This window comes from Pseudomonas sp. LFS074 (genome assembly GCF_047978165.1).
Classification (GTDB): domain Bacteria; phylum Pseudomonadota; class Gammaproteobacteria; order Pseudomonadales; family Pseudomonadaceae; genus Aquipseudomonas; species Aquipseudomonas putida_P.
In genome coordinates, this window is the sequence record NZ_JBFPFV010000001.1 from 1410379 (window position 1) to 1424151 (window position 13773).

Here is a 13773-nt window from a genome sequence, read left to right on the forward strand (position 1 = left end):
GGGAGCGGCCTTGTGTCGCGAAAGGCTGCAACGCAGCCCCAGCTTTTAGCCTGATCAGCGATCCGGCAGGGTGATGTTCAGCTCCAGAATCGAGCAGCTGCCCTGGTTTTCCAGCTCGATATGCACGTCATCGTTGCCGATGTTCACATACTTGCGGATCACCTCCAGCAGTTCTTTCTGCAGCGCCGGCAGGTAGTCCGGCTCGCTGCGTTGGCCGCGCTCGTGCGCCACGATGATCTGTAGACGCTCTTTCGCTACCGACGCGCTGGTCTGTTTCTGTCTGCCACGAAAGAAGTCAAAAAGGTTCATGGTTTACTTGCCTCCAAACAGTCGCGCGAAGAATCCTTGCTTCGGCACTTCGATGAACCGCAGGGGCTTTTCTTTGCCCAGCAGACGGTCGACGGTATCGCTATAGGCCTGGCCGGCATCGCTCTGGTCGTCGAGGATGACCGGGATACCCTGGTTGGAGGCCTTCAGCACTGCCTGGGACTCGGGAATCACGCCCTTGAGCTTGATCGCCAGGATTTCTTCGACGTCGGCGATGCTCAGCATTTCGCCCTTTTCCACGCGCTCTGGGTGGTAGCGGGTGATCAGCAGGTGTTCCTTGATTGGCTCTTCGCCGTTCTCGGAGCGGCGCGACTTGCTCGACAGAATGCCCAGCATGCGGTCAGAGTCACGTACCGAGGACACTTCGGGGTTGGTGACCACGATGGCTTCGTCGGCGAAGTACATGGCCAGGTGCGCGCCTTTCTCGATACCGGCCGGCGAGTCGCAGATGACGTAGTCGAAGGTTTCCTTCAGCTCCATCAATACCTTTTCCACGCCTTCCTGGGTCAGCGCGTCCTTGTCACGGGTCTGGCTGGCGGCCAGCACGTACAGGTTCTCGAGGCGCTTGTCCTTGATCAGGGCTTGCTGCAGGTTGGCTTCGCCGTTGACCACGTTGACGAAGTCGTACACCACGCGGCGTTCGCAGCCCATGATCAGGTCGAGGTTACGCAGGCCCACGTCGAAGTCGACGATGACGGTCTTGTGGCCGCGCAGTGCGAGGCCGGTACCAATGGCGGCGCTGGTGGTGGTCTTGCCCACACCCCCCTTGCCGGAAGTAACCACGAGAATCTTGGCCAAGGTGTTTCACCCCTAAAATAGTCGGGACACAAGTCCCTGCAAATAACTGAAATAGCGTAAATGACGGCAACGGTAAAAAAGTTGCTCTAAAAATGCTGGCAAGTATCCGTTAAAGACGGGTGATGTTCAACACGTCACCAGACAGGCTGACTTGCACGCCGGTACCCCACAGCGGGTCGCGGCGCAGGTCTTCGCAGACTTTGTACTGGCCGGCGATTGAAACCATTTCGGCGGTCATCTGCTGGCAGAAGATCCGCGCCTTGGTATTGCCTTTGATGCCGGCCAGGGCGCGGCCACGCATGGCGCCGTACACATGGATGTTGCCATCGGCCAGAAGTTCCGCACCCGGGCTGACCGAGGCGGTAACGATCAGGTCGCCACCCTGAGCATAGATCTGCTGGCCGCCGCGTACTGGCGCAGTAATGATGCGGGTCGGGCGCACTTCGGGTTCGGGGGCCGGTGGTGGCGTCGGGGCGGGTTCGGGCTTTTTGACCACCTCGGGCTCGGGCTCCAGCGGCCGTTCGCGCGCGCCGGACGGTGGCAGCACCGGCAGGTCGATGGCGATGGCGGCGGCGATGTCCTCGATGCGGTTGGCGCGGATGGCCAGGGTACGCAGGCCATGGTGGCGGCAGATGCGCATCAAGCCGGGCAGGTCGATTGCCCCTTCGTCGGCCGGCAGCTTGTCCAGCGCCAGCACCAGCGGCGTGTTGCTGAAGAAGTTCGGTGCCTGGGCGACTTTGGCCGCCAACTGGCGGTCAAGGGCTTCAAGGTCATTGCGCGCCAGTTCCAGTACTGTAATGGCGAGCATGCTGCCCTTGAGCTGGAACACGGAGGCGGTGTCGGGTGTGTGGTTTGGGCTCATGGTCTGCATAGACGGCTTGCTGCGAAAAAAGTGCCCTGACTTATAACGAGAACACCGGTTGCCCGCAACATGCGCTGATCCGTTGTAGAATGCGCGGCCTTTGTCTTTCCGGATGCTTCAATGGAACGCCCGCGTTTTCGTCCCTATTACCTTCACCCCAAGTTCTGGGGCCTGTGGCTGGGCCTGGGCCTGCTGTGGCTGGTGGTCCAGTTGCCGTACCGGGTGCTGTTGAAAATCGGTGCCGCACTGGGTGCCGTGATGTACCGCTTCGCCGGTGAGCGTCGGCGCATCGCCGCGCGCAACCTGGAGCTGTGCTTCCCGGAACTGTCGGTCGACGAACGGCAGCGTTTGCTCAAGGCCAACTTCGCCTCTACCGGCATCGCCTTCTTCGAAATGGCCATGAGCTGGTGGTGGCCCAAGGCCAGGCTCGCGCGCCTGGCCCATATCGAGGGGCTGGAGCATCTGCAGGCCGCCCAGCAGGCGGGGCAGGGCGCCATCCTCATGGCGGTGCACTTCACCACCCTGGAAATCGGCGCCGCGCTGCTGGGCCAGCAGCACACCATCGACGGCATGTACCGCGAGCATGGCAACGCGTTGTTCGATTTCATCCAGCGCAGCGGCCGTGAGCGGCATAACCTTGACTCGCTGGCAGTGGAGCGCGAAGACGTGCGTGGCATGCTCAAGCTGCTGCGTTCGGGCCGGGCGATCTGGTACGCACCCGACCAGGACTACGGCGCCAAACAGAGCATTTTCGTGCCGCTGTTCGGCATCCCCGCAGCCACGGTAACCGCCACCACCAAGTTCGCCCGGCTGGGCAAGGCGCAGGTTATTCCGTTCACCCAGAAGCGCCTGGAGGATGGCAGCGGCTATCGTCTGGTAATCCACCCGCCACTGGCGGATTTCCCAGGCGAAAGCGAAGAGGCCGACTGCCTGCGTATCAACCAGTGGGTCGAGGGTGTGTTGCGCGAGTGTCCGGAGCAGTACCTGTGGGCGCACCGCCGGTTCAAGTCACGGCCCGAGGGTGCACCACGGCTGTATGAGAAGAAAAAGCGCTGAAAAATAGCTGATCCAGGAAGGACTTCATGGCCCCACCCCCGGTAACCGGTCTTATCCTTTCTGGCGGCGGCGCCCGCGCCGCCTATCAGGTTGGCGTCCTTGCCGGCATTGCCGAGTTGCTGCCTGCCGGCGCACATAATCCGTTCCCGGTCATTGTCGGTACCTCTGCCGGTGCCATCAACGCCGTTACCCTGGCCAGCGGCGCCACTCATTTCAACGAGGCCGTGCAACGGCTTACTGCCTTCTGGCAGAACTTTCGCAGCCATCTGGTCATACGCAGTGACTGGCCCGGAGTCGTTCGCCAAGCCAGCCGTTTCGTTGGCCATAGCCTGCTGGGCCTGGGTGGCCAGGCGCCGGTGGCGCTGCTGGACAGCAGCCCACTGCGCAGCCTGCTGGAGGCACACTTGAACATGGATGGTATCGGCCATTCTCTGGCGGCCGAGCAGTTGCGCGCCGTGGCCGTCACCGCCTTCGGCTACGAGTCCGGCCAGGCGGTCACCTTCTACCAAGGGCGCGGCACCATCGAAGCCTGGCTGCGCCATCGCCGCATCGGCGTGCCCACGCCGTTGACCATCGACCACCTGCTGGCCAGCGCGGCCATTCCGCTGCTGTTTGCCCCGGTGCAGTTGGGCGACGAATATTACGGTGACGGTGCGGTGCGCCAGTCGGCGCCGATCAGCCCGGCCCTGCACCTGGGCGCCAGCCGGGTGCTGGTGGTCGGGGTCAGCGGCAACCCGCAGCGGCCGGCACCGCCGTTGCCCACTCAGCGCGTGTTCAGTGGCCAGCAGCCGAGCCTGGCGCAGATCGGTGGGCACATGCTCAACAGCACGTTCATCGACAGCCTGGAAGACGACATCGAGTTGCTGCAGCGGCTCAACCACCTGAGCCGCTTGCTGCCAGCGCACTTGGATGCCCGGCGCCTGGGGCTGGCGCCGGTCGAGGTGCTGGTCGTGGCGCCCAGCCAGCCGCTGGACGAAATCGCCGCCCGGCACCGGCGTGAGCTGCCGGCGGCGTTGCGCTTGTTCCTGCGCGGGCCGGGGGCTACGCGGACCAGTGGAGCGGGGGTGTTGAGCTATCTGCTGTTCGAGGCGAGTTATTGCAGTGAACTGATCGAGTTGGGGCGACGGGATGCTTTGGCCAAGAAGCGGGAGTTGTGTCAGTTCCTGGGGATTTGACGTTGTCAGTTACGGCCCATTCGCGGGTTCATCGAGGCGGCGAACCGCCGCGAATGGGCCGGCACAGGTTACTCGGCTATCTGCAACTTGCGCGCCTGGGTATACACATACCGCACCTTTTCATACTCGAACGGCGAGTTCAGCTGGCCATAGCGGAACTTGGTGGTGTAGCGCTTATCCACCACCTGCAGGGCAAAAATTTCCGGGTGGTCGGTGCTGGTTTCGGGCACGTTCAGGTAGTTGATGGCCTGCTCGCCCGCATAGTCCACCACCAGCCCGGTGGTATCGCGCAGGTTCGATGGCCCCAGCACCGGCAGCATCAGGTAGGGCCCGTCTGGCACACCGTAGAAGCCCAGGGTCTGGCCAAAGTCTTCGCTCTGGCGTGGTAGGCCCATGCTGGTCGCCGGGTCCCATAGCCCGCCCACACCAATGATGGTATTGAACATCAGCCGGGCAGTGATCTCTGCCGAGCGCTTGACCTTGAGCTGCAGCACACTGTTGAACAGGTTCGGCACATCGCCCAGGTTGTTGAAGAAGTTGCTCACCCCGGTACGCACGAAGCGCGGGGTGACGTACTGGTAACCACTCACCAGCGGCAGCAGTACCCATTGGTCCAGCCGGTAGTTGAAGTGGTAGACGCGCCGGTTGATCGACTCCAGCGGGTCGTACACGTTCAACGCTTCCAGGGTGGAGCGCTCGAACTCGCGCTGGTCCAGCCCCGGGTTGAATTTCAGTTCGCGCAGCGGGTCGAGAAAACCGTCGGCTTCGGGCGCCAGTGGTGCGGCGGTCACTTGCGGGTCGGCCTCGATCACGCTGGCCCGAGGGGCGGTTTCGGCGGCCAGGGCTGGGCCGGCGGCCAGCAGGGCAGTGGCGAAGAGGAGTTTGTTAACCACGGAAGAACTCCAGCATGGCGTCACTGTTGACGCGGTAATTGAGGTTGCCGCAGTGGCCGCCGTGGGGGTAAAGGGTCAGGCGGTCACCGAACACCTGGCGCAGGAAGCCGATGTCGCCCGGGCCGAGGATGACGTCGTCGGCGTTGTGCATCACGGCGATCTTGTCGCTGCTGCGCAGGTAGTCTTCCAGGGCATACAGGCTGACCTGGTTCACCAGTTGCAGGATGCTGTTGCCATCGGTGCGCGCACGCCACATGGGGATCACCTGCTCGGTCATGTAGCAGTCGAAGTCGCACTGCAAGGCGCGTTTGAAGAACGGCGTGAGGCTGCTGCCTTCGGTGATCGGGAACTTCGGCGGAATGATCAGGCCACGGCGGTTGATCAGGTCGGAGGTGAAGGCAATGTCGGCCGCCGAGAAACGGAACGAGGTGCCGATCAGCATGGCCATCTGCTCGTTGGACAGGTGCTGGCGCGACTGCTGGAAGTCATACAGCAGGGCGTCGTTCAGGTCGATGTAGCCCTTGTCCTGGAAGTAGCGAGTGAGTTTTTGCAGCATCAGCTCATAGAACGTGGTGCTGCGGTCGATGCCCTTGACCTGCGTTTGCACCAGTTTGTCCAGGTTGTTGATCGAGGTGTACAGGTTGACCGGCGGGTTCAGCAGCAGCACGCGCTTGAAGTTGAAGCTGCGGCGGGTTTCGTCCAGGTGGCTGACGAAGGCGGCGTCGAGCGCGCCCAGGCTGTAGCCGGTGAGGTAGAACTCGCTGATTGGCAGGCGTGGGTGCTGGGCGCGCACGGCCTGCATGACCCGGTACATGTCTTCGGCGTCTTCCTGGCTGACGCCGGGGGTGGCAAAGCGCGAGGCGGCGCTCATGAAGTCGTAGCTGGTGGGTGACGACAGCTGCACCACGTGGAAACCAGCCTGGTAGAACAGCTTCTTCAGGTACTCGTTGATGCTGCTGCTGTAGGGCGCACCGGTGCCAGCAATGATGAAAATCAGTGGTGCCTCGTGATCCTGGCGGGCCAGGCGGTACTTGAGCTTTTTCACCGCCCAGAAGTTGTCGGGCAGAGTGAACTCGCGCTCCGGGCGCAGGTTGAGGCTGTAGTCGGACTGGTTGATTTCGTCGTCGCTGGGCAGGGTCGGGCGCTGGTCCGGCGGCGTGGTGGCGATGGTGGCTTCGAACGGGTTGGTCAAGGGGTAGCCGTAGCTCGCGGCGTCGATATCCCGCGCTGAAGCGGCCACAGCCATAAGCAGGCTGCCGAGCAAGGCAGCGAGGCGCAAAGATCGAAGCATGTAATCCCCCAAAAGAACGCAAGGTCGAGCAGTGTGCAGGCTAGGACCACATCAACGCAGGCAAAGTTGCCTGGCGCGGTGGCCTTTGGTGTGCTGGTTATCTGCAACATAGCTGCAGGTTTGTGATTTTGCCTTACAACCGGGCTTAAGCGATCATGGATGAATTCGATTACCGCTATTGGAGAACTGGATGTCTCGTTCGCTGCCGGCTGCGCTGCTGGTACTGCTTCTGGGGTTGTGGCTCGCGGCCAGTTACGGCGTGCGCTATGGGCTGATGGAGGATGGCCAGTGGGTAGGGCTGTGCACGTCGCCTGCGGCGTATTGGCAGTGTGAAGTACGCGCGCTGCTGGGCTTGGGTATTCATCATCAGGTGTTGGCCTGGAGTGGGTTGGCGTTGGCGCTGCTGGCACAGGTGGTTTCCGGCCGCGCCGGCTGGTGGCTGGCGGTGGTGGCATTGGTGTTCGCGGTGCCTGCGCTGGTGTTGTACACCGCCAGCATTGCCGTGTTTGCGCTGGTGCTAGCGGGGCTGCGGCTTGTAAGAAAAGCCAAGGCGACGCGGTCTGTGTAGGAGCGGCCTTGCGTCGCGATGGGCCGCGCAGCGGCCCCGGCAATCTGTGCTGCTTCTCGAATTCTGGGGCCGCTTTGCGGCCCATCGCGACACAAGGCCGCTCCTACAGTTACCTGTGTTTTCAGGCTTTTCGAGTCATTCGCAAGCTCCGCCACAACGCTGCTGTCATCAGCACACTCACTACCGCCCAGATCAAGGCCTGCTGGTTCTCCAGCCCTTCCACGAACAGCTGCGGCGCCACCCCGGCGCCGACGATGAACGCCAGCAGCGCCACCTCCGCCCGCCGCGCCCTTACCGGCCACAGCACATACACCAGCGCCGGCAACGCCAGCGCAGCGCTGGGGAAGCTGCGGTAGCGCGGGTCGAACACCATCGCCAGCATGCTCACCGCTGCGGCAAAACCCGCCGCCAGCAACAGCCAGCCGGCCCGCGCCTGCAGCCAGGCGAATAAACGTTCGCGCCAGCCGGCCCGTTGCGCCAAGGCCAGCAGCGCATGGGCCAATACCAGCAGGTTCAGCCCGGCCAGTGCCACCGCCCACACCCACTCCCCGACAAAGCGTGCATGGGTGCGCATCAACTCGCCCCACAGCCCCAGGCAAACCGCGCCAAACGCCGCCAGCAGTGGCAGCAACACTGCCGCCTGCACAGTCGCGGGGCGCCCGGCGAGCATCAACATGACCAACATCAACACCGCACTCGCCAGCAACCACTGTGGCCAGTAATGCAGGTTGCTCACCGGCCCTTCGAGCACGCCCTTGTCCTGCCGGTCGGCATCGTAAAGCCCCCAGTAACCGCCTACAGCACCTTCGTTGGCACGCTTCCACGGCTGGTCGAAGGCTTCGATCAGGTTGTAGCGCCAGCCGTTGCTTTCGGCCATGGCCACAAAGCCGCGAATGAAGCGCGCCTCGTTGGCTCGGCTGGGCACAGCGGTCTCGCGCTGGCGGCCTTCGCTGGGCCAGCCGGTTTCGCCGATCAGGATGTCCTTGGGCGCGAAGCGCGTGCCGAACACCCGGCGCACGTCGGCAACGTGGGCCAAGGCATCGTCGATGCCGCGCGGTTCGTCCTCCCAGTAGGGCAGCAGGTGGATGGTCAGGAAGTCCACCGCCGGTGCCACCTGCGGGTGCTGCAGCCAGAAATCCCAGACATCGGCGTAGGTCACCGGCACTTTGACCTGTTGCTTCACTCGGGCGATCAGCTTGGCCAGGTGTGCACCGGTCACCTCTTTGCGCAGCAGTGTCTCGTTGCCGACGATCACCGCGCTGACCACATCCGGGTTGGCGTTGGCGGTGGCGATCAGCAGGTCGATTTCCTTGTCGGTGTCGGCCGGGTGAGCGTTGACCCAGGCGCCCAACATCACCTTCAGGCCATGCTTGCGTGCCAGCGCCGGGATTGCCTCAAGGCCGCTCATGGAATAGGTGCGGATGCACTGGAATCGCTCAGCCAGCAAAGCAAGGTCGGCGTCCATCCGTGCCGGGCGCAGCTGTAATGGCTGGTCGTAGGGTGACTGGTCTTTGTCGAACGGCGTGTACGAGGCGCACTGCAGCTTGTGCGTCGGGCTGGCCGCATCGGCCAGGTGTACCGGCTTACCCAGCCCGTACCAGAGCCCTCCAAGCCCAAGCAGGGCCAACAGGCAGGCAAGCAGGTACAACGGCAACAGCAGGCGGGCAGAACTGGGCATCGGGCGGTCCATCGTCAGGCGCAAAAGGGTAGATAGTAGCCCGGCGCCAATGCTTTGGCATGCAAGGATCGCGCAGGCCGGCGTAGGCCGATGGCGCTAATGGCACAGTGCTGTCGCATATGGGGCGGGTGCAGGTCGCAGCTGGATCAGGTCGACCTGTGTTGCAGGAAGATGATGCAATCTCCAAGACCTGACGAGGGGATGCTTTGATGGCGACTTTGAAAAAAATGCGACGTTTCCTGGGTGTGGGCACCGCCCTGGTAATGGCCATGAGCGCTGCACAGGCAATGGCTAAAGAAGTAAGCATAGGTTACGTGGATGGTTGGGCCGACAGCGTGGCGACCACCAACGTGGCCGCCGAAGTGATCAAGCAAAAGCTCGGCTACGACGTGAAGTTGCAGGCCGTGGCCACGGGGATCATGTGGCAGGGCGTGGCAACCGGTAAACTCGATGCCATGTTGTCGGCCTGGCTGCCGGTGACCCATGGCGAGTACTGGACCAAGAACAAGGACAACGTGGTCGACTACGGCCCGAACTTCAAGGATGCCAAGATCGGCCTGATCGTCCCCGAGTACGTCAAGGCGGTGAGCATCGCCGACCTCAAGACCGATAGCAGCTTCAAGCAGAAGATCGTCGGCATTGACGCAGGCTCCGGTGTGATGCTGAAAACCGACCAGGCGATCAAGGACTACGACCTGACCGGCTACAAGCTGCAGGCCAGCTCGGGCGCCGCGATGACTGCGGAACTGGGCCGTGCCTACGCCAAGCAGCAGTCGATTGCGGTGACCGGTTGGGTTCCGCACTGGATGTTCGCCAAGTGGAAGCTGAAGTTCCTCGAAGACCCGAAAGGTGTGTATGGCGCGGCGGAAACCGTGAACAGCATCGGCAGCAAGGAACTGGCGACCAAGGCTCCGGAAGTGGCGGAGTTCCTGAAGAAGTTCAACTGGCAGTCCAAGGACGAGATTGGCGAGGTGATGCTGGCGATTCAGGAAGGTGCCAAGCCTGAAGCCGCGGCCAAGGATTGGGTGGCCAAGCACCCTGATCGTGTGAAGGAGTGGACTGGCAAGTAACAACCCGTTACTGCCAATTTTGCTTCTTCGCGGGTAAACCCGCTCCCACAGGTACTGCGCAGGTTTCAACGCCTGTGTGATCCCTGTGGGAGCGGGTTTACCCGCGAAAGGGCCGCCACTTTGTTACGCAATCGGTAAAACACCGTTGCATCTAAGACTAAGGTCGTCTGGTTGGCGTTCAACAGCCGCATAAAGTAAGGGCGTGGGTTCCATCCCCTATCTGTGCTGCTAGGACAAAAACAATGAACGACAGCATTTACCTCTCGATACAAAACAGCCCCCGTTTCAAGGAGCTGGTTACCAAACGCGAACGGTTCGCCTGGGTGCTCTCGGCGATCATGCTCGGCCTGTACTGCGCCTTCATCCTCCTGATCGCCTACGGTCCTCACATACTGGGCGCCAAGCTCAGCCCTGAGTCGTCGATTACCTGGGGCATTCCCCTGGGCGTCGGCCTGATCGTTTCGGCATTCGTCCTGACCGCCATCTACGTACGCCGCGCCAACGGCGAATTCGATGAGCTGAACAAGGAAATCCTGAAGGAGGCGCAACAATGATTCGCCACGCCAAAGCCCTGGCCGTACTGGCCTGCGGAGCCTTCGCACCCGCCGTGTGGGCCGCCGATGCCCTGACCGGCGAGGTGCAGAAACAACCGCTGAACGTTTCCGCCATCGCCATGTTCGTGGCCTTCGTCGCCTTCACCCTCGGCATCACTTACTGGGCCTCCAAACGCAACAAGTCGGCAGCGGACTACTACGCGGCCGGCGGCAAGATCACCGGCTTCCAGAACGGCCTGGCGATTGCTGGCGACTACATGTCGGCGGCCTCGTTCCTGGGTATTTCCGCGTTGGTGTTCACCTCTGGCTACGACGGCTTGATCTACTCGATCGGTTTCCTGGTCGGCTGGCCAATCATCCTCTTCCTGATTGCCGAACGCCTGCGCAACCTGGGCAAGTACACCTTTGCCGACGTGGCCTCGTACCGCCTCGGGCAGAAGGAAATCCGCACCCTGTCGGCCTCCGGTTCGCTGGTGGTGGTGGCCTTCTACCTGATCGCGCAAATGGTGGGTGCCGGCAAGCTGATCGAGCTGCTGTTCGGCCTGGACTACCACGTGGCGGTCATCCTGGTCGGTATCCTGATGTGCCTGTACGTGCTGTTCGGCGGCATGCTGGCCACCACCTGGGTACAGATCATCAAAGCTGTGCTGTTGCTGTCCGGTGCCAGCTTCATGGCGCTGATGGTGATGAAGCACGTGGGCTTCGACTTCAACACGCTGTTCTCCGAAGCCATCAAGGTGCATGCCAAGGGCGAGGCGATCATGAGCCCCGGCGGCCTGGTCAAAGACCCGATCTCGGCGTTCTCGCTGGGCCTGGCTCTGATGTTCGGTACCGCTGGCCTGCCGCATATCCTGATGCGCTTCTTCACCGTCAGCGATGCCAAGGAAGCGCGCAAGAGCGTGCTGTACGCCACCGGCTTCATCGGCTACTTCTACATCCTCACCTTCATCATCGGCTTTGGCGCGATCCTGCTGGTCAGCACCAACCCGGACTTCAAAGACGCCGCCGGCGCACTGTTGGGTGGCAACAACATGGCAGCGGTGCACCTGGCCAATGCGGTAGGTGGCAGCGTGTTCCTCGGCTTCATCTCGGCGGTGGCTTTCGCCACCATCCTGGCGGTGGTTGCCGGCCTGACCCTGGCCGGTGCCTCGGCGGTGTCCCATGACCTGTACGCCAGCGTCTGGCGCAAGGGCAAGGCCAACGACAAGGACGAGATCCGCGTGTCGAAGATCACCACCGTCGCGCTGGGCGTGCTGGCGATCGGCCTGGGCATCCTGTTCGAGAAGCAGAACATCGCCTTCATGGTAGGCCTGGCCTTCTCCATCGCCGCCAGCTGCAACTTCCCGGTACTGTTGCTTTCGATGTACTGGAAGAAACTGACCACCCGCGGCGCCATGATCGGCGGCTGGCTGGGCCTGGTGAGTGCGGTGACGCTGATGATCCTCGGCCCGACCATCTGGGTGCAGATCCTTGGCCACGAGAAGCCAATCTACCCGTACGAGTACCCGGCGCTGTTCTCGATGGCCATTGCCTTCGTCAGCATCTGGTTCTTCTCGGTCACCGACAAGTCCAAGGCTGCTGATGACGAGCGTGCGCTGTTCTACCCGCAGTTCGTGCGTTCGCAGACGGGCCTGGGTGCCAGTGGGGCGGTGTCCCACTAAAAAAACGCTTCTTGCTTGAACACAACGCCCCGTCAATCGGGGCGTTGTCGTTTTGGTCCTGCGCCAGGTGTGGCGTCAAATCATGCCAAGCAACAACAACACCAGCAGAATCACCAGCACCACACCAACGATGCCCGACGGGCCATAACCCCAACTGCGCGAGTGCGGGAAGACCGGTAAGCCACCAATCAGCAGGAGGATCAGGATGATGATCAGAATCGTGGTCATGACAGAATCCTTGCGTGGTTGAGGGTCAAGGGCCTCGGACTGCTGGCCTCTTGTATGTTCGGACCGGTGCCGCTTATGAAAGATTCCATCTGTGTGCTGCCTGCACTGGCCCTGTCGCTGGCTGGGCCGGGACTGACCGCATGGTCATGCCCGGCCATTCACTACCCTGATGAACCCTGCCTGCCTACTCGGCCTTGATTAGACTCGTGGCACAACCACTTGAAACAAGGCCAGCCACCATGCAAAACCGCATCATGATCACCGGCGCCGGGTCCGGCCTCGGTCGCGAGATCGCCCTGCGCTGGGCGCGCGAGGGCTGGCGCCTGGCGCTGGCCGATGTCAACGAAAGCGGCCTGCGCGGAACCCTGGAGCGGGTGCGCGAAGCCGGCGGCGAAGGGTTTGTCCAGCGTTGCGACGTACGCGACTACAGCCAGCTCACCGCACTGGCCCAGGCCTGCACCGAGCAGTTCGGCGGCATCGACGTGATCGTCAACAACGCCGGGGTCGCTTCGGGCGGATTCTTCGCCGAGCTGTCTCTTGAGGACTGGGACTGGCAGATCGCGGTCAACCTGATGGGCGTGGTCAAGGGCTGCAAGGCGTTCCTGCCGCTGCTGGAGCGCAGCAAGGGGCGCATCATCAACGTCGCCTCGATGGCCGCGTTGATGCAGGGCCCGGGCATGAGCAACTACAACGTAGCCAAGGCCGGCGTGCTGGCACTCTCAGAGAGCCTGCTGGTGGAGCTGCGCCAGCTGGAAGTGGCCGTGCATGTGGTGTGCCCGTCGTTCTTCCAGACCAACCTGCTGGACTCGTTCCGTGGGCCGAACCCGGCGATGAAGGCGCAGGTTGGCAAGCTGTTGGAAGGCTCGCCGATCAGCGCGGCGGACATTGCCGATTACATCCATCAGCAGGTCGCCGCGGGTGAGTTTCTGATACTGCCCCACGAAGCAGGGCGCCAAGCCTGGCAATTGAAGCGCCAGGCCCCCGAGCGGCTGTATGACGAGATGGCGGAAATGGCGGTGAAAATGCGCACCAAGGCCCAGGCGCGATGAATAATCTGTAGGAGATTTTACCTGGCGGAGTAGGGTTCTTCTGATTCACTGCAGAGCTATTGAGTAGGGGAATGCCGACACGGCAGGCTCCGGTTTTCCCTTTCGGTGGAGGACCGGACCATGCTGGTAATAGGACGCGAAGTGGGTGAGACCATCGTGATTGGCGATGATATTCGCATCAGGGTGGTGGAAACCCGTGAGGGGGTGGTGCGCTTTGGCGTGGATGCGCCGCGCGAGGTCCCGGTGCATCGGGCCGAGGTATACAAGCGCATCCAGGAGGCCAAACAAGGCAAGAGCTGCTAGTCGAGCAGCTCACGGGGCACATCGTGCTTGGCCAGCAACTGGCACTGCTGGCTTTCCGGGTCGAACAGGATGAACGCCTGGCCTTTGGCCAGGGCCTGGCGCACCCGCAGCACACGGGTTTCCAGCGGGGTGTCGTCGCCGTTGTCGGTGCCGTCGCGGGTGACGAAGTCCTCGATCAGGCGGGTCAGGGTTTCGGCTTGCAGTTGCTCGTAGGGGATCAGCATGGTGGGTGGTGTCTGAAGTAGGTGTGGCCATGCTAC

At 62.4% G+C, this 13773-nt stretch carries 16 protein-coding genes; 8 read left to right on the plus strand and 8 right to left on the minus strand.

The window, feature by feature from the left end; translation table 11 throughout:
- Positions 1–54: 54 nt before the first annotated feature.
- The 3 genes from minE to minC form a co-directional block, all read right to left on the minus strand.
- The gene (minE, locus tag ACNQP3_RS06520; RefSeq protein ID WP_003252572.1) at positions 55–309 is read right to left on the minus strand and encodes a cell division topological specificity factor MinE; all 255 of its coding nucleotides are present in this window, start codon (positions 307–309) and stop codon (positions 55–57) included.
- Positions 310–312: 3 nt separating this feature from the next.
- The gene (minD, locus tag ACNQP3_RS06525) at positions 313–1125 is read right to left on the minus strand and encodes a septum site-determining protein MinD (protein ID WP_012271005.1); all 813 of its coding nucleotides are present in this window, start codon (positions 1123–1125) and stop codon (positions 313–315) included.
- A gap of 109 nt (positions 1126–1234) precedes the next feature.
- Positions 1235–1996, minus strand: coding sequence for a septum site-determining protein MinC (gene minC, locus ACNQP3_RS06530; RefSeq protein ID WP_012271006.1), 762 nt, complete (start codon positions 1994–1996; stop codon positions 1235–1237).
- A 111-nt stretch (positions 1997–2107) separates the two neighbouring features.
- On the opposite strand from minC, the gene ACNQP3_RS06535 reads away from it, so the two are divergent.
- Together ACNQP3_RS06535 and ACNQP3_RS06540 are read left to right on the plus strand one after the other, a co-directional pair.
- The gene (locus ACNQP3_RS06535) at positions 2108–3043 is read left to right on the plus strand and encodes a lipid A biosynthesis lauroyl acyltransferase (RefSeq protein ID WP_012271007.1); all 936 of its coding nucleotides are present in this window, start codon (positions 2108–2110) and stop codon (positions 3041–3043) included.
- Positions 3044–3069: 26 nt separating this feature from the next.
- The gene (locus tag ACNQP3_RS06540; RefSeq protein ID WP_012271008.1) at positions 3070–4218 is read left to right on the plus strand and encodes a patatin-like phospholipase family protein; all 1149 of its coding nucleotides are present in this window, start codon (positions 3070–3072) and stop codon (positions 4216–4218) included.
- Between the two features lie 68 nt (positions 4219–4286).
- Here the strand turns inward: ACNQP3_RS06540 and ACNQP3_RS06545 are convergent, their stop codons facing one another.
- Positions 4287–5111: a VacJ family lipoprotein gene (locus tag ACNQP3_RS06545; RefSeq protein ID WP_012271009.1), complete on the minus strand. Its 825-nt coding sequence runs from the start codon at positions 5109–5111 to the stop codon at positions 4287–4289.
- Positions 5104–6402 (minus strand): serine protein kinase PrkA, encoded by a 1299-nt coding sequence (locus tag ACNQP3_RS06550; RefSeq protein ID WP_012271010.1) that lies wholly within the window; start codon positions 6400–6402, stop codon positions 5104–5106. The genes ACNQP3_RS06545 and ACNQP3_RS06550 overlap by 8 nt, the downstream gene beginning before the upstream one ends.
- 190 nt (positions 6403–6592) lie before the next feature.
- On the opposite strand from ACNQP3_RS06550, the gene ACNQP3_RS06555 reads away from it, so the two are divergent.
- Positions 6593–6970, plus strand: a complete 378-nt coding sequence (locus ACNQP3_RS06555; protein ID WP_012271011.1) for a hypothetical protein — start codon at positions 6593–6595, stop codon at positions 6968–6970.
- A 121-nt stretch (positions 6971–7091) separates the two neighbouring features.
- Here the strand turns inward: ACNQP3_RS06555 and ACNQP3_RS06560 are convergent, their stop codons facing one another.
- Positions 7092–8660 (minus strand): beta-1,6-glucan synthase, encoded by a 1569-nt coding sequence (locus ACNQP3_RS06560; RefSeq protein WP_012271012.1) that lies wholly within the window; start codon positions 8658–8660, stop codon positions 7092–7094.
- A 197-nt stretch (positions 8661–8857) separates the two neighbouring features.
- Between ACNQP3_RS06560 and ACNQP3_RS06565 the strand changes: the two genes are divergently transcribed.
- The 3 genes from ACNQP3_RS06565 (at position 8858) to ACNQP3_RS06575 (ending at position 11933) form a co-directional block, all read left to right on the plus strand.
- The gene (locus tag ACNQP3_RS06565; RefSeq protein ID WP_012271013.1) at positions 8858–9718 is read left to right on the plus strand and encodes a glycine betaine ABC transporter substrate-binding protein; all 861 of its coding nucleotides are present in this window, start codon (positions 8858–8860) and stop codon (positions 9716–9718) included.
- A gap of 242 nt (positions 9719–9960) precedes the next feature.
- Positions 9961–10272, plus strand: a complete 312-nt coding sequence (locus ACNQP3_RS06570) for a DUF485 domain-containing protein (protein ID WP_012271014.1) — start codon at positions 9961–9963, stop codon at positions 10270–10272.
- Positions 10269–11933, plus strand: a complete 1665-nt coding sequence (locus ACNQP3_RS06575; protein WP_012271015.1) for a cation acetate symporter — start codon at positions 10269–10271, stop codon at positions 11931–11933. The genes ACNQP3_RS06570 and ACNQP3_RS06575 overlap by 4 nt, the downstream gene beginning before the upstream one ends.
- A gap of 75 nt (positions 11934–12008) precedes the next feature.
- Here ACNQP3_RS06575 and ACNQP3_RS06580 read toward each other — a convergent pair whose 3' ends face one another.
- A complete protein-coding gene (locus tag ACNQP3_RS06580; RefSeq protein WP_012271016.1) occupies positions 12009–12161 on the minus strand; it encodes a DUF3309 family protein in 153 nt (50 codons plus the stop codon).
- A 239-nt stretch (positions 12162–12400) separates the two neighbouring features.
- Here ACNQP3_RS06580 and ACNQP3_RS06585 point away from each other — a divergent pair, with 239 nt between their 5' ends.
- Complete coding sequence (locus tag ACNQP3_RS06585; protein WP_012271017.1) at positions 12401–13210, plus strand: SDR family oxidoreductase; 810 nt, start codon at positions 12401–12403, stop codon at positions 13208–13210.
- Between the two features lie 120 nt (positions 13211–13330).
- Positions 13331–13513 carry a carbon storage regulator CsrA gene (gene csrA / locus ACNQP3_RS06590; RefSeq protein ID WP_012271018.1) on the plus strand — a complete coding sequence of 61 codons (183 nt, stop codon included), beginning with the start codon at positions 13331–13333 and terminating at the stop codon, positions 13511–13513.
- Here the strand turns inward: csrA and ACNQP3_RS06595 are convergent.
- Positions 13510–13737: a YheU family protein gene (locus tag ACNQP3_RS06595; RefSeq protein WP_009682864.1), complete on the minus strand. Its 228-nt coding sequence runs from the start codon at positions 13735–13737 to the stop codon at positions 13510–13512. The genes csrA and ACNQP3_RS06595 overlap by 4 nt on opposite strands.
- Between the last annotated feature and the right edge of the window lie 36 nt (positions 13738–13773).

Excerpts from the sequence above, each read along its gene's own strand:
- minE (WP_003252572.1), bottom strand. The coding sequence starts at position 309 with ATGAACCTTTTTGACTTCTTTCGTGGCAGACAGAAACAGACCAGCGCG.
- minC (WP_012271006.1), bottom strand. The coding sequence starts at position 1,996 with ATGCAGACCATGAGCCCAAACCACACACCCGACACCGCCTCCGTGTTC.
- ACNQP3_RS06535 (WP_012271007.1), top strand. The coding sequence starts at position 2,108 with ATGGAACGCCCGCGTTTTCGTCCCTATTACCTTCACCCCAAGTTCTGG.
- ACNQP3_RS06540 (WP_012271008.1), top strand. The coding sequence starts at position 3,070 with ATGGCCCCACCCCCGGTAACCGGTCTTATCCTTTCTGGCGGCGGCGCC.
- ACNQP3_RS06550 (WP_012271010.1), bottom strand. The coding sequence starts at position 6,402 with ATGCTTCGATCTTTGCGCCTCGCTGCCTTGCTCGGCAGCCTGCTTATG.
- ACNQP3_RS06555 (WP_012271011.1), top strand. The coding sequence starts at position 6,593 with ATGTCTCGTTCGCTGCCGGCTGCGCTGCTGGTACTGCTTCTGGGGTTG.
- ACNQP3_RS06560 (WP_012271012.1), bottom strand. The coding sequence starts at position 8,660 with ATGGACCGCCCGATGCCCAGTTCTGCCCGCCTGCTGTTGCCGTTGTAC.
- ACNQP3_RS06565 (WP_012271013.1), top strand. The coding sequence starts at position 8,858 with ATGGCGACTTTGAAAAAAATGCGACGTTTCCTGGGTGTGGGCACCGCC.
- ACNQP3_RS06570 (WP_012271014.1), top strand. The coding sequence starts at position 9,961 with ATGAACGACAGCATTTACCTCTCGATACAAAACAGCCCCCGTTTCAAG.
- ACNQP3_RS06575 (WP_012271015.1), top strand. The coding sequence starts at position 10,269 with ATGATTCGCCACGCCAAAGCCCTGGCCGTACTGGCCTGCGGAGCCTTC.
- ACNQP3_RS06580 (WP_012271016.1), bottom strand. The coding sequence starts at position 12,161 with ATGACCACGATTCTGATCATCATCCTGATCCTCCTGCTGATTGGTGGC.
- ACNQP3_RS06585 (WP_012271017.1), top strand. The coding sequence starts at position 12,401 with ATGCAAAACCGCATCATGATCACCGGCGCCGGGTCCGGCCTCGGTCGC.
- csrA (WP_012271018.1), top strand. The coding sequence starts at position 13,331 with ATGCTGGTAATAGGACGCGAAGTGGGTGAGACCATCGTGATTGGCGAT.
- ACNQP3_RS06595 (WP_009682864.1), bottom strand. The coding sequence starts at position 13,737 with ATGCTGATCCCCTACGAGCAACTGCAAGCCGAAACCCTGACCCGCCTG.